The 13,788-nt window shown below is 71.9% G+C and carries 13 protein-coding genes; 5 read left to right on the top strand and 8 right to left on the bottom strand.

Annotation, left to right across the window (positions count from 1 at the left end):
* Window positions 1–153: 153 nt before the first annotated feature.
* Window positions 154–1,869 (top strand): substrate-binding and VWA domain-containing protein, encoded by a 1,716-nt coding sequence (locus BJY16_RS13950; protein WP_185039876.1) that lies wholly within the window; start codon window positions 154–156, stop codon window positions 1,867–1,869.
* 91 nt (window positions 1,870–1,960) lie between these two features.
* Here BJY16_RS13950 and BJY16_RS13955 read toward each other — a convergent pair whose 3' ends face one another.
* Window positions 1,961–3,079: an ROK family protein gene (locus BJY16_RS13955; protein WP_185039877.1), complete on the bottom strand. Its 1,119-nt coding sequence runs from the start codon at window positions 3,077–3,079 to the stop codon at window positions 1,961–1,963.
* 86 nt (window positions 3,080–3,165) lie between these two features.
* Between BJY16_RS13955 and xylA the strand changes: the two genes are divergently transcribed.
* From xylA to BJY16_RS13970, 3 genes are all read left to right on the top strand, one after another.
* Complete coding sequence (gene xylA / locus BJY16_RS13960) at window positions 3,166–4,350, top strand: xylose isomerase (RefSeq protein WP_185039878.1); 1,185 nt, start codon at window positions 3,166–3,168, stop codon at window positions 4,348–4,350.
* A gap of 2 nt (window positions 4,351–4,352) precedes the next feature.
* Entirely contained in the window at window positions 4,353–5,753 is a 1,401-nt protein-coding gene (gene xylB / locus BJY16_RS13965) for a xylulokinase (protein WP_185039879.1), read from the top strand.
* Between the two features lie 130 nt (window positions 5,754–5,883).
* Window positions 5,884–7,341 (top strand): MFS transporter, encoded by a 1,458-nt coding sequence (locus BJY16_RS13970; protein WP_185046433.1) that lies wholly within the window; start codon window positions 5,884–5,886, stop codon window positions 7,339–7,341.
* Here BJY16_RS13970 and BJY16_RS13975 read toward each other — a convergent pair.
* The 7 genes from BJY16_RS13975 to BJY16_RS14005 form a co-directional block, all read right to left on the bottom strand.
* Window positions 7,252–8,853, bottom strand: coding sequence for a glycoside hydrolase family 13 protein (locus tag BJY16_RS13975; protein ID WP_185039880.1), 1,602 nt, complete (start codon window positions 8,851–8,853; stop codon window positions 7,252–7,254). The two genes, BJY16_RS13970 and BJY16_RS13975, sit on opposite strands and share 90 nt — an antisense overlap.
* Before the next feature lie 26 nt (window positions 8,854–8,879).
* Window positions 8,880–9,599, bottom strand: a complete 720-nt coding sequence (locus tag BJY16_RS13980; protein ID WP_185039881.1) for an HD domain-containing protein — start codon at window positions 9,597–9,599, stop codon at window positions 8,880–8,882.
* A gap of 42 nt (window positions 9,600–9,641) precedes the next feature.
* The gene (locus tag BJY16_RS13985; protein WP_239177344.1) at window positions 9,642–10,694 is read right to left on the bottom strand and encodes an MHYT domain-containing protein; all 1,053 of its coding nucleotides are present in this window, start codon (window positions 10,692–10,694) and stop codon (window positions 9,642–9,644) included.
* A gap of 182 nt (window positions 10,695–10,876) precedes the next feature.
* The gene (locus tag BJY16_RS13990; protein ID WP_014688232.1) at window positions 10,877–11,020 is read right to left on the bottom strand and encodes a GPGG-motif small membrane protein; all 144 of its coding nucleotides are present in this window, start codon (window positions 11,018–11,020) and stop codon (window positions 10,877–10,879) included.
* A gap of 46 nt (window positions 11,021–11,066) precedes the next feature.
* Entirely contained in the window at window positions 11,067–11,819 is a 753-nt protein-coding gene (locus tag BJY16_RS13995; RefSeq protein WP_185039882.1) for a metallophosphoesterase family protein, read from the bottom strand.
* Entirely contained in the window at window positions 11,816–12,064 is a 249-nt protein-coding gene (locus BJY16_RS14000; protein WP_185039883.1) for a hypothetical protein, read from the bottom strand. The genes BJY16_RS13995 and BJY16_RS14000 overlap by 4 nt, the downstream gene beginning before the upstream one ends.
* A gap of 1 nt (window position 12,065) precedes the next feature.
* Window positions 12,066–12,641 carry a nucleotidyltransferase gene (locus BJY16_RS14005; RefSeq protein WP_185046435.1) on the bottom strand — a complete coding sequence of 192 codons (576 nt, stop codon included), beginning with the start codon at window positions 12,639–12,641 and terminating at the stop codon, window positions 12,066–12,068.
* Between the two features lie 140 nt (window positions 12,642–12,781).
* Between BJY16_RS14005 and BJY16_RS14010 the strand changes: the two genes are divergently transcribed.
* Window positions 12,782–13,504: a dTMP kinase gene (locus BJY16_RS14010; protein ID WP_185039884.1), complete on the top strand. Its 723-nt coding sequence runs from the start codon at window positions 12,782–12,784 to the stop codon at window positions 13,502–13,504.
* The last annotated feature ends 284 nt before the right edge of the window (window positions 13,505–13,788 follow it).

Here is a 13,788-nt window from a genome sequence, read left to right on the forward strand (position 1 = left end):
CTCGGTGGTTACTAGATCGGAGAACGCCAATCTGAGTAATTTTCGACCGAACGTATATGGCATTCAGCTCTCGACATGCGCACTATGGAGCGCGTGTCTGGCCGCCATCGTAGGAACTTCAACTTAAAAGGAGCCGGCGTCGTTGGTGGAGCGATGGCGATCGTCGTCGTTATCGCGGGAACCTGGTTCGGATACAGCCAGCTGGCTGATTCCGGTTGCACCGGTTCCATCAAGCTGAACGTCGCCGCAGCCCCTGAGATATCACCCGCCGTCACCAATGCTGCGAACAAGTGGGCGCAGGACGGGGGCAACGTCAACGGCACCTGTGTGTCCGTGAGCGTGGAGTCCCTCGCCTCGGCCGATGTCGCCAGCGCGATCGCGGGTCAGCATGGGGTGAACCTGTCCGGTCTGGGGCAGCCGTCCGGTGCCATCCAGGTGCCCGACGTGTGGCTCCCGGACTCGTCGACCTGGCTGCTGCGCCTGCAGAACGAGGCCTCCGGCTTCACGCCGTCCAAGGTCACCTCGGTCGCGCAGAGCCCGCTGGTCATCGCCATGCCCGAGCCGATCTCCAAGCAGCTCGGCCTGCAGGGCAAGAAGGTCTCCTGGACCTCCCTGCTGGGGCAGATCAAGGGGTCCGACGGCGGTCCGCGGTTCGGCATCGTGAACCCGGCCCGGGACGCCTCCGGCCTGGCCGCGCTGATGTCCATCGGCTCGGCGATCGGCGCCGGTCAGGGCAGCGTGTCGAAACTGGTGGACGCGCTGACCTACCTCGCCAAGAGCCGTTCCGAGCTGCGCGACGAGCTGCTCGAGTCGTTCCCGAAGGCGACCGACGAGGGCACGCTGCTGGAGAGCCTCGGCGCCGCGCCGCTCTCCGAGGAAGACGTCATCTCGTACAACGCGAAGCGGCCGCCGGTCGCGCTGAGCGCGCTCTACCTGGAGCCGAACTCGGTGCCGATGGACTATCCGTATTCGGTGTTGCCGCAGGTGGTCGACGGGCAGAAGATCAGCGCCGCGCAGGGTCTGCTCAAGCAGCTGACCTCGACCACGTTCAAGAACGAGATCTCGGCGCAGGGCCTGCGCGCCCCGGACGGCACGTACGGTTCCAGCTTCCTGGCCCCGGCCGGCGCCCCCGCGGCGTCCCCGGCGATCACCGCTCCCGCCGGGGGCAGTGGTGAGCAGGGCGGGTCGGCCGCGGCCGGCCTGGACGCCACCGCGGTCAGCAAGGTGGTCGGCTCGTGGAACGCGACCACCCAGGCCGGCCGGGTGCTGGCGGTGTTCGACGTCTCCGGCTCGATGAACCGTCCGGTGCCCACCGCGAACAACGCCTCCCGGGCGGATGTCACCAAGGCGGCCGCCACCACGGGTCTGAGCCTGTTCAGCGACGAGTGGGCGGTCGGCGTCTGGCGCTTCTCCACCGACATGGGGCCGAACCACCGGCCCTGGGAGGAGCTCATCAAGATCACGTCGCTGCGCAGCAACCGGAAAGCGGTCCAGGACACCATCCCGAGGCTCACGCCGAAGGAGAAGGGTGACACCGGGCTCTACAACACGGTGCTCGACGCCTACAACTACGCCAAGGCGAACTGGAAGGAAGGCAAGGTCAACTCGGTCATCCTGTTCACCGACGGCGAGAACGACAACGTCAACGGCATCACCCAGGAGCAGTTGCTCGCGCAGCTGAAGAAGGTCCAGGACCCGAAGCACTTCGTGCGCCTGGTGCTGATCGGCATCGGCAACGAGGTCAACAAGGACGAGCTCGGCGCGATCCAGAAGTCGGTGCGCGGCAGCGGCCTCTACTTCGCCCCGGACCCGACCAAGATCACGGACATCTTCCTGCAGGCGATCGGTTCGCGGACCGGCGTCGAGTAAGACCTCCGGAAGACCACGCGGCCGCCGTCCCTCCCGGGGCGGCGGCCGCGCTCACGTCCCAGCGCTTTTCGCACCCTTCTCGCGTACGACCTCAGCCCGCCCGCCGCAGCCAGCCGGCCGGGTCGTCGCGCACCCCGCGGATCACCGCGTCCGCCGCCCCGCGCACCGCCGCGTCCGCCCCGAGCCGGGCGGCCCGCAGCGTGACCGGCGCCAGCCCGGCGGTCAGCACCCGGCGCCGCAGCTCCGCCTCGATCCCGTCGCGCAGCCGCTCGAAGTACGGCGCGTAGGCCCCGCCCAGCACGATCACCGGCACGTCGAGCAGGTTGACCACGGTGCTCAGCGCGATGCCGAGCGCGGCCGCGGCTCCCGGCTCGTCGGCGGCCAGCGCCTCCTGGCCGGCGTACTGCTCCAGGCAGCCGCTCGCCCCGCACCGGCAGGGCTTGCCGTCCGGGTCGACGGTCAGGTGCCCGATCTCGCCGCTCCAGCCGCGCGCGCCCCGGTACAGCTCGCCGTCGATCACCAGCCCGGCGCCGATGCCGATCTCGCCGGACACGTACAGGAAGGTCTGCTCGCCGCCGGCCACCCGCAGCTCGCCGAGGGCGGCGAGATTGGCCTCGTTGTCCACGGTGACCGGCAGGCCGGCCAGCTCCGGGACGGCCCGCAGCAGGCCGGGGGCGTCCACGTCCTGCCAGCCCAGGTTGGGGGCGACCCGGACCAGGCCGGCCGAGACCAGGCCGGGCACGGCGACCGCGGCGCCGGCCACCACCAGGCCGTCCGCCTCGGCGGCGAGGCGGGCCCGGGCGGCCAGCACGCCGAGCGCGGCGAGCGCGTCGGCGGCCGGGGCCGGGCGCTGGTCGGCGTGCTCGATGAAGCGCTGCCGGACCGCGCCGGTCAGGTCGACCACGCAGGCGGCCAGGTAGTCGACGTTGATCTCCAGGCCCAGCCCGGCCGGGCCGGCCGCGGTGAGCGCCAGGCCGGCCGCCGGTCGCCCGGCGCCGGTCCGTGGCGGCGGGTCGCGCTCGACCAGCAGCCCGCCCGCGATCAGGTCGTCGACCAGCGCCGAGACGGTGGCCCGGGTGAGCCCGGTGGCGCCCGCGACGGCCGCCCGGGACGGCGGATCCGCGCTGTTCGCCACGGTGTTCAGGACCAGCGCGAGATTATGGGCTCGCACGCTCGACTGCCGGACGGGGGCGGTGGTACTCGAGCTCATCCGGGCCGTCACGCCCTTGACAATGCCATACCTCCGCCAAATAATTCAACCAATAAACAAATCGATCACGTTTCCCGGAGGTAACCGTGTCGGTGCAGGCCACACGTGATGACAAGTTCTCGTTCGGTCTCTGGACCGTCGGCTGGCAGGCGCGCGACCCGTTCGGTGACGCCACTCGCCCGGCCATCGACCCGGTCGAGACCGTGCACAAGCTCGCCGAGATCGGGGCGTACGGCGTCACCTTCCACGACGACGACCTGGTCCCGTTCGGCGCCGACGCGCAGACCCGCGACGGCATCATCGCCGGGTTCAAGAAGGCGCTGGACGAGACCGGCCTGATCGTCCCGATGGTGACCACCAATCTGTTCACCCACCCGGTGTTCAAGGACGGCGGCTTCACCAGCAACGACCGCAACGTGCGGCGCTACGCGCTGCGCAAGGTGCTGCGCCAGATGGACCTCGGCGCCGAGCTGGGCGCCAAGACCCTGGTGCTGTGGGGCGGCCGGGAGGGCGCGGAGTACGACTCGGCCAAGGACGTGCAGGCCGCGCTGGACCGCTACCGCGAGGCGCTGAACCTGCTCGCGCAGTACTCGGAGGACCGCGGCTACGGCTTCCGCTTCGCCATCGAGCCGAAGCCGAACGAGCCCCGCGGCGACATCCTGCTCCCGACCGCCGGTCACGCCATCGCGTTCACCCAGGAGCTGGAGCGCCCGGAGCTGTTCGGGATCAACCCGGAGGTCGGCCACGAGCAGATGTCGAACCTCAACTTCACCCAGGGCATCGCCCAGGCCCTGTGGCACAAGAAGCTGTTCCACATCGACCTGAACGGCCAGCACGGCCCGAAGTACGACCAGGACCTGGTCTTCGGCCACGGCGACCTGCTCAACGCGTTCTCCCTGGTGGACCTGCTGGAGAACGGGCCGGACGGCGGCCGGGCCTACGACGGCCCGCGGCACTTCGACTACAAGCCGTCGCGCACCGAGGACCTGGACGGCGTCTGGGAGTCGGCCAAGGCCAACATCAAGATGTACCTGCTGCTCAAGGAGCGGGCCAAGGCGTTCCGGGCCGACCCCGAGGTGCAGGCCGCGCTGGCCGCGTCCAAGGTCGCCGAGCTGTCCACGCCGACCCTGAACGCCGGCGAGAGCTACGCCGACCTGCTGGCCGACCGCAGCGCCTTCGAGGACTTCGACGCGGACGCCGCCGGCGCCCAGGGCTACGGCTTCGTCAAGCTGAACCAGCTCGCCATCGAGCACCTGCTCGGGGCCCGGTAATCATGGCGCTCGTCGCCGGGATCGACAGTTCGACCCAGTCCTGCAAGGTCGTCATCCGGGACGCCGAGACCGGGAAACTGGTCCGGCAGGGCCGGGCCACCCATCCGGACGGCACCGAGGTGCACCCGGACGCCTGGTGGGCGGCCCTGCGGGAGGCGATCGCCGAGGCCGGTGGCCTGGACGACGTGGCCGCCGTCTCGGTGGCCGGCCAGCAGCACGGCATGGTCGTGCTGGACGAGAACGGTGACGTGGTCCGCCCGGCGCTGCTGTGGAACGACACCCGCAGCGCCGGCGCGGCCGCCGACCTGATCGACGAGCTCGGCGGGGCGGACAAGTGGGCGGACGCGGTCGGCATCGTGCCGGTCGCCAGCTTCACCCTGACCAAGCTGCGCTGGCTGGCCCGCACCGAGCCGGCGAACGCCGCCCGGGTGGCGGCGGTCTGCCTGCCGCACGACTGGCTGACCTGGAAGCTCTCCGGGTCCACCAGCCTCGCCGACCTGCGGACCGACCGCAGCGACGCCAGCGGCACCCTCTACTGGTCGGCCAAGACCGGCGAGTACCGGCACGACCTGCTGGAGCTCGGGTTCGGCCGGGACCTGATCGTGCCGGAGGTGCTGGGCCCGACCGGGATCGCCGGGCACCTGCCGAACGGCGCGCCGATCGGTCCCGGGGCCGGGGACAACGCGGCGGCCGCGCTCGGCGCCGGCGCGCTGCCCGGCGACGTGATCGTCTCGATCGGCACGTCCGGCACGGTCTTCGTGTCGTCCGACGCCGCGCCGGTCGACCCGAGCGGCACGGTGGCCGGCTTCGCCGACACCACCGGGCGGTTCCTGCCGATCGTGGTCACCCTGAACGCCGCCCGGGTCCTGGACGCGGCCGCCAAGCTGCTCGGCGTCTCGCACGACGAGCTGTCCCGGCTCGCGCTCAGCGCGCCGGCCGGGGCCGACGGCCTGGTCCTGGTGCCCTATCTGGAGGGTGAGCGGACCCCGAACCGGCCGGACGCCACCGGCGCGATCCACGGGCTCACCCTGACGACGTCCGATCCGGCGCATCTGGCCCGGGCCGCGGTCGAGGGGATGCTCTGCGCCCTGGCCGACGGCCTGGACGCGCTGGTCGGGCAGGGCGCCCGGGCCAACCGGATCGTGCTGGTCGGCGGCGGCGCGCGGAGCGAGGCGGTGCGCCGGATCGCCCCCGCCTTGTTCGGCAAGCCGGTGCTGGTCCCGCCGCCCGGCGAGTACGTCGCCGACGGCGCGGCCCGGCAGGCCGCCTGGGTGCTGGCCGGCGGCGACACCCCACCGGCCTGGTCCGCGGAGACCCCCGAGGTCTACGAGGACGACCCGGTCCCGCTGATCCGCGAGCAGTACGCGGCCGCCCAGCACGCGGTGCTGGACCGGACCCGCTGATCGGTCCCGCTTCCGGCTGGGTCTCATGGGTGTCTCCGGCCGCCCGAGACACCCATGAGCACCAGTCGGAGCCTTCGCGAAGTCGGCCCCGGGACCGGGCGAGCAGTCCCGGGGCTAACCTCTACCCGTGATGGGCAGGGGCGGCACCGCGCACCGCGGCTACAGCGTCGTGGTCTTCGTGATCCTGGCGTCCCTGGACAACGTGGCGATCGGCATCGTGCCGCCGCTCTACGGCAGCATCGCCGCCGACTTCGGGGTGAGCGAGGGGCACATCGCGCTGGCCACCACGATCATGTTCCTGATCAGCGCGGTGGCCGCGATCGGCTGGGCCTACGCCGGCGACCGCACCGACCGCAAACCGGTGCTGATCATCGGCACGCTGATCTGGGTGGCCGGCACCGCCTGGTCCGGGCTGGCCGGCGGCTACCCGTCGTTCCTGCTCGCCCAGGCGATCGCCGCGGTCGGGCTGGGCGCGGTCGCCTCGGTCAGCTTCTCGGTGGTCAGTGACCTGATCTCGCCGCGCCGCCGGGGCCTGGTGATGAGCTTCTGGGGGCTGTCCCAGGGCGTCGGCACGCTGGCCGGCACGCTGGTCGGCGGCATCCTCGGGCACACCGGCTGGCGGCAGCCGTTCCTGGTCACCGCGGCGGCCGGGCTGGTCGCCACGGTGCTCTACCTGTTCACCTACAACGTGCCGCGCGGCGAGAGCCAGCCGGAGCTGGCCGGGGTCGAGTACGACGAGCGGATCCACCACGACCACCTGCCGATCATCCTGGGCCGGCGCACCAACGTCTGGCTGATCCTGCAGGGCGGCACCGCGCAGATCGCGTTCGGCTCGCTGGTCTGGCTGCCGGTGCTGTTCCGCGCCCGCGCCGAGGACCAGGGCTACTCGACCGGGACCGCGGTGCTGGTCGGCAGCGCGTTCGCGACGATCTTCCAGCTCGGGGCGGCGCTGTCGATCCTCGGCGGGCTGGCCGGGGACCGTCTGCAACGGCGTACGCCAAGGGGCCGGGCCTTGGTCGCAGCGGTCGGGGTGCTGGCCGCGGTCCCGTTCTACGTGGTGTTGTTCTTCGTCCCGATGACGATCACCGTGCCGGACGGCGCGAGCACCGGGGCGGTGATCCGCGGCGTGCTGGAGAACGTGGTGACCGAGCCGACCGTCGCCGCCTGCCTGGCCATCGCGGTCTTCGCGCTGATGCTCACCTCGGCGAACTCGCCGAACTGGTTCGCCATGATCGCCGACGTGAACCCGCCCGAGCACCGCGGCACCGTCTACAGCCTGGGCAACCTGGTCAACGGGGTGGGCCGGGCCGGTGGCAACGCGCTGGTCGGCGTCGCCTTCCAGCGGCTCTCCGGCGCCTTCCCGCCGCCGCTGAACTACGCGGTCGGGCTGGCCGCCTTCCAGGTCTTCTTCCTCCCCACCGGGATCATGTACTGGCTGGCCAGCAGGACGGTGGCCGGCGACATGGCCGCCACGCACGCCGCCCTGCTGACCAAGGCCTCAGGGCACGGCCCAGACCGTGACGTCGGTGGGCACCCGGCCGTCGTCGAGGGGCTCGCTGCTCAGCAGGACCCGGACGCCGTCCGGTAGGGCCACCGGCTCCGGACCGAAGTTGGTCAGCACCAGCAGGTCGCCGTTGCGGAACGCCAGCACGCTCTCCGCCGAGCCGGTCCAGGCCAGCGAACCGGCGCCGAGCCCGCGCTCCCGGCGCAGGCGCAGCGCCGACCGGTACAGCTCGTACGTCGAGCCGGGCACGTCCACCTGCCGGTCCAGCGCGTACTCCGCCCAGACCGCCGGCTGCGGCAGCCAGCTGTGGTCGCCCGGCCCGAACCCGTAGGACGGCGCGTCGGCCTCCCACGGGATCGGCACCCGGCAGCCGTCCCGGCCGCGCTCAGCGTGCCCGGACCGCTCCCAGGCCGGATCCTGGCGGACCTCGTCGGCCAGCGTGGTGTGCTCCGGCAGCCCCAGCTCCTCACCCTGGTAGAGGTAGGCCGAGCCGGGCAGCCCGAGCATCAGCAGGCTGGCCGCCCGGGCCCGGCGCAGGCCCAGCCCGGTGTCCGGCTGCGGGTCGCCGATCCCGATCCCCGGTTTGCGTTTCTCGGTGACCGGGAAGCCGAGCCGGGACGCGTGCCGCACCACGTCGTGGTTGGACAGCACCCAGGTGGTGGTCGCGCCGACCGCACCGGTGGCGGCCAGCGAGGAGTCGATCACCTCGCGCAGCTCGGCCGGCGTCCAGGGTGCCTCCAGGTAGGGGAAGTTGAACGCCTGGTGCATCTCGTCCGGCCGGACGTAGCGGGCCAGCCGTTCCTCCGGCTGCACCCAGGCCTCGGCGACCAGGATCCGCGGCGGCGAGTAGCCGTCCAGCACGGAGCGCCACTGCCGGTAGATCTCGTGCACCCCCTCCTGGTCCCACATCGGCGGCGGGGTGCCGGCCGGCTCCAGCCCGCCGAGCACCACCGACGGCTGCGTCCAGTCGGTCAGCTCGGCGTCCTTGACCAGGCCGTGCGCCACGTCGACGCGGAAGCCGTCGACCCCGCGGTCCAGCCAGAACCGCAGGATGTCGAGGAACTCGGCGCGCACCTCCGGGTGGTCCCAGTTCAGGTCCGGCTGCGAGACGTCGAACAGGTGCAGGTACCACTGGCCGTCCTCGACCTGCTGCCAGGCCGGCCCGCCGAACACGCTCTGCCAGGAGTTCGGCGGCTCGTCGCGGAAGATGTAGCGGTCCCGCTCCGGGCTGCCGGGCGGCGCGGCGAGCGCGGCCCGGAACCAGGCGTGCTCGCTGGAGGTGTGGTTCGGCACCAGGTCGACGATGACCTTCAGGCCCAGGTCGTGCGCCTCGGTGATCAGCTTGTCGGCGTCGCCGAGGGTGCCGAACCGCGGATCCACGTCCCGGTAGTCGGCGACGTCGTACCCGGCGTCGTGCTGCGGGCTGACATAGAACGGGGAGAGCCAGACGGCGTCGATGCCGAGCTCGCGGAGACGGGGCAGGCGGGCGGTGATGCCGGGCAGGTCGCCCATGCCGTCGCCGTTCCCGTCGGCGAACGAGCGTGGGTAGATCTGGTAGATGACAGCGTCGCGCCACCAGGCGTCAGTGGAGGGCATGCCGCCAGCGTAGGTGCCTTTCCCGGTCAGTCGTCGAGGATGGCCGCGAAACGCTCCTCGGCCAGGTCCAGCTGGTCGAGGATGTGCTCCTTGGCCTGGGTGGAGAGCGGCGTGTCCGGCCGGCCGATCAGCTCCCGCAGCTTCGGCACCAGCGGGCGGTACTTGGTCGCCGACCGGTGCGCCTTGTCCAGCGTGGTGTGAATCACGCCGACGCCGTTGTCGGTGAAGTCGGAGATCTTGATGACCCGGGCCCACGGATCCCGGTCCAGGCTCTCCGCGACGTGCTCCCGGTACTGCTCGTGCCGGTCCCGGTGCGGGTCGTAGGCCGGATTGGTCACCGACCGGACCAGATCGGCGACCCGCGGGTTGAACCGGTGGGCGAGCACGGCCAGGGCCGCTTCGGTGGCCTTTTCGTACGAGGTGTCCGGCGCGACCCCGGCCAGCTCGGCCGGATGGTCCTCCACCGCGTCGTGCAGCAGCGCCGCGACCAGCACGTCCACGTCCCGGACCTGGTAGTAGCGGATGATCCGGATGGCCACCCGGAGCAGATGGTTCAGGTACGGCTCGCGGACCCGCCGGTCGGCCGCGTGCAGGGCGGCTGCCAGGTCCAGCGCCTCGATCAGCCGGGCCCGCTCCGCCTCGGGGAACGACTCCAGCTCCAGCGTGAAGCGTTGCCGCAGGCCGGCCTCGCCGTACACCTCGGTGATCGCGTGCAGCGGCATCGACAGCAGCATCCGTGGCGCCATGCGGATCAGATATACCCGATCATCGGCGGCGGCGGGGATCGATCACGTGCCGGATGTGGCCGGACCCGCCACCGGACCACCGGGTTCGGCGACCGGAGCGACCGGTGCGGCCGGGGGTGTCGGCGCCATCCGCTGCGGCACCGGAGCGCCCGCCACGGTCGGGTCGAAGGTCGGCGGGCGGGGCGCCGGGCGCGGCGACGGTGACGGCGACGGTCGGGCCGCGCCGGCCGCCCGGCCGGCCGCCACCGCGCGGGCCGCGGGGGACAGCCGGAGCCCGCCGATCGACGGCTGGCGCAGCGTCCACGGCTGCGGCGCCTCGGCGTGCACGCCGCGTTTCGGGACGCCGGCGCCGTCGGTGAACTCCTCCTCGGTCATCGCCTGCAGGGCGCTCAGCGCCACCCCGACGATGATGATCGCGGTCAGCACGGTGATCGGCACGATCATGGTGAGCGGCCGGATCCCGGTGGCGCTCGGCACGATCGACGGGTCCATCTCCACCGACATCGCGGCCATCCCGGTGTAGTGCATGCCGCAGACCGCGACCGCCATCACCGCGGCGGCGCCGGCCACCCGGCGCACCCCGCGCACCGAGACGGTGAACCACAGCGCGATCGTGCAGGCGGCCAGCGCGATCACCGCGGACGCGGCGACCAGCAGCGGGTCGTAGTGCACCCGGGCGGACAGCCGCATGCCCTCCATCCCGGTGTAGTGCATGGCCAGCACCCCGCCGCCGGTCAGCATCCCGGCCGCGACCGTCTTGACCTGGCTGCGCTCGCCGTGCCCGACGACCAGCAGCCCGATCCCCACGGTGGCCACCGAGAAGGCCAGGCTGAGCAGGGTGACCGGCAGGTCGTAGCGGACCGGGCTGTCCGGCACGTCGAAGCCGAGCATCGCGGAGAAGTGCATCAGCCAGATGCCGCCGCCGCCGATCGCGAACGCCGCGATCACCAGCCACCGGTTGCGCCGGCTGCGGTTGTGCGCGTCCCGGGCGCGTTCCGTGCAGAGCAACCCGAGGAACGAGCCGAGGTACGCCATCAGCGTCGCGGCTATCGGGTTGAAGGCGCCGTAGGTGAAGTGGTGAACATGTGCAGCCACTGATTTACCTCGCGAAACTCGGCGATCGTCCGCGGGGATTGAGTCAGATTTCAGCTGTTGTTCATCGCACTTCGTGTGCGTCGGCGCACCAAAGAGAACGGCCGCCGAAACGTAGGCGGGACCGCTCGCCACAGGCGAGCGGTCCCGGAGCCGGTACCGATGGGAGGATGCGGGGATACCGATCAGGTGAAGATGCTGACGCCGCCCGGCCCGACCAGCAGGCCCACGATGATCAGCACAACGCCCCAGAGGATCTGCCGCCGGAACAGCGCGAGGATGCCGGCGACCACGAGGATTACGGCGAGAATCCAGAGCAGTAGGTCCATGCCGCTCCGATACCCGATGTCCGGAATTCGAAAACCTGCCCCCGGATCAGCTGGTCACAAGTTCCTCGTGCCGGGCGTCCACAGTGTCGCTGAGCAGCTGATACACGTTGTACGCCTGCTTGATCACCGGGTGCGCGACGTTGCGGACCGGCACCCCGCCCGGGGTCCGGCCGCGCTCCGCGCCGTGGTGCGCGTGCCCGTGCAGGGCCAGCGCGGTGGGCGCGTCGTCGATCGCCTGGCCGAGCTGGTAGCAGCCGAGGAAGGCGTAGATCTCCAGCGGCTCGCCGGCCAGCGTCTCCGGCACCGGGGCGTAGTGGGTCAGCGCGACCAGGGCGTCGCACTCGACCGAGCGCAGCGCCTCGCGCAGGGCGTCGGCGTACCGCTCGGCGGTGCCGACGAAGTCCTTCATCTCCCGCTCGCCGAAGTTGCTCGCGCAGGCGCCCTTGAAACCGCCGCCGAACCCCTTGGTGCCGGCCACCCCGAGCCGCTGCCCGCGGATCTCCAGCACGGTGGCGTCGCCCTCCAGCACGGTGATCCCGGCGTCGGTCAGCACCCGGGTGACATCGTCCTGCCGGTCGCTCTGATGGTCGTGGTTGCCGAGCACCACCACGACCGGCACGGCCAGCCCGCCGAACTCGGAGACGAAGCACTTGGCCTCGTCCACCGTGCCGTGCCGGGTCAGGTCCCCGGCGACCAGCAGCGCGTCGGCCCGGTCCGGCAGTTCCTCCAGAGCCGGTCGGTACCGGCCCACCACATCCTTGTCCACATGGACGTCGCCCACGGCGGCGATCCGGATCATGAAATCTCCTCCACCTCGGCCGGTGCCTGGGTCCGGGTGATGCCGATGTCGCAGGCGATCTCCAGGTCCGGATAGCGCGCGGTGATCTGCCGGCAGATCTCCTCCCGCCGCTGCGCGCTCTCCACCTCACCGCCCAGCACCAGCACGTTCTCCCGCTGGTGCACGGTCACACCCTGCTCGGCGATCCGGTCGTGCTCGGTCAGCAGCCGCTGGATCTCGGCCTCCAGGTCGATCTGTTTGGTCATCTCAGCCCTTCCCCTTGTCGGACTCCAATGCCACGACGTCGAGCCGATCCAGCAGGACGAGGAACGCCTCGGCGTACGGGGATTTCGCGGTCTCGCGCCGGACCCGGGCCCAGTCGATCTGCTCCCGCAGCGACCGGGCGACCGGCAGCCCCTGGGCGAAATCGCAGTGGTGCTGGCTGTAGCTGAGCAGCTTGTGGATCATCAGCTGGGTCGCCGACAGCACCGGCATGTAGATCGCCTCGACCGAGATCCGCTCGGTGTCGGCCAGGGTCTCGTCGGTGACCGGGGTCTCCACCGGGCGGTAGATGAGATCCACCATCCGGTTGTCCTCGTACACCTTGACCAGCCAGTCCTCCGGCGGCTCCTCGGTCTGGAACCCGACCTTGGCCAGCTCCTGGAGGGCCTTCTCCTTGTCCTGCTCGCGGATCAGGAAGTCCACGTCGTGATCGCTGGAATGACCGCCGTGGGCGTAGACGGCGAAACTGCCGCCGAGCGCGAACGGTATCTCCGCCGTCTTCAACGAGGCAGCGACCCGCTTCATGGTGCCGGCCAGCCCTTCGTCGACGCGGTGCGGCATGGTGACCTCCTGTTCCGTGTCCAGTTGATGACGACTACCCAGGGTGGCCACACCTTGAACCACTGACGATCATTCTGGTCCGCTTCGCCCGGCTGGCGAGGAGGAACGGGGTGTGCGGCCCCCAGCTACCGTCGGTTGGTATGTCCGCCCCCGTGCACCTCCCCGTCCGGACCGTCGCGCTGGTCGGGATCGACGGCTCCGGCAAGACCACGCAGGCCCGCCTGCTCGCCGCCGCGCTGGCCGGCGCCGGCCGCCCGGCGGTCTACCGGCAGAACGCCGGTGGCCGGGCCTGGTTCGGCCGGCTGGCCGCGCGCTGGGGCCGGGGTGACGCCGAGGGGCTGTTCGGCCGCCGCGGCATGCTGCTGGTCGAGTCGCTGCTGCGCTGGCTGGCGATCGCCCGGACCCTGCTGCGCCGCGCGGTCCGGCGCGAGATCGCGGTGATGGATCGGTACGCGGCCTGCCAGTTCGCCAGCCTGCGCGCACACGGGGCGGGGCCGGCGGCGGAGCGGCGGGCCCGGTGGGCGTACCGGCCGTTCCCCCGGCCGGACGTGACGTTCCTGCTGGCGGTGGACCCGGCGGTGGCCCGCGAACGGATCGACCGGCGGGGGACCGACCGGGAGTCGATCGAGTACCTGACCGCGGCCGACCGGGCCTACCGGTCGCTGCCGGAGTTCGCCGGGTTCGTGGTGATCGACGCGAACGGGTCGGCGGAGGAGGTGCACGCGGCGATCGTGGCGGGGCTGGCGGCGGCGGGGGTGCCGGGTCAGCGGCGGCGGGTCGGGGTGGGGGCGTGGGTGCTGGCCGGGGTGCCGGTGGTGGCGGGTGCGGCGGTCCTCGGCTGGCAGCTGGCGGAAAGCCTGTAGCCGGCGCCGTTCCGTGTGCCGGCCCCCGCTGGCCCCGCTTCCTTCCGCCGGGCCTGCTCTGTCCCGCCCGCGCCCGCTTCGTGTGATGGGCCTGGTTCCGTCCTGCCGGGCCCGCTTCCCTCCGCCGGACCTGGTTCCGTCCTGCCGAGGCCCGCTTCGTGTGCCGGGCCTGCTCTGTCCTGCCCGGGCCGCTCCGTGTGCTGGGCCCCGCTCCGCCCAGCCGGGCCTGTTCTGTTCTGCCGATGCCCGCTTCGTGTGCTCGGCCCCGCTCCGCCCAGCCGGGG

Source organism: Actinoplanes octamycinicus, from assembly GCF_014205225.1.
GTDB classification, from domain to species: Bacteria; Actinomycetota; Actinomycetes; order Mycobacteriales; family Micromonosporaceae; genus Actinoplanes; species Actinoplanes octamycinicus.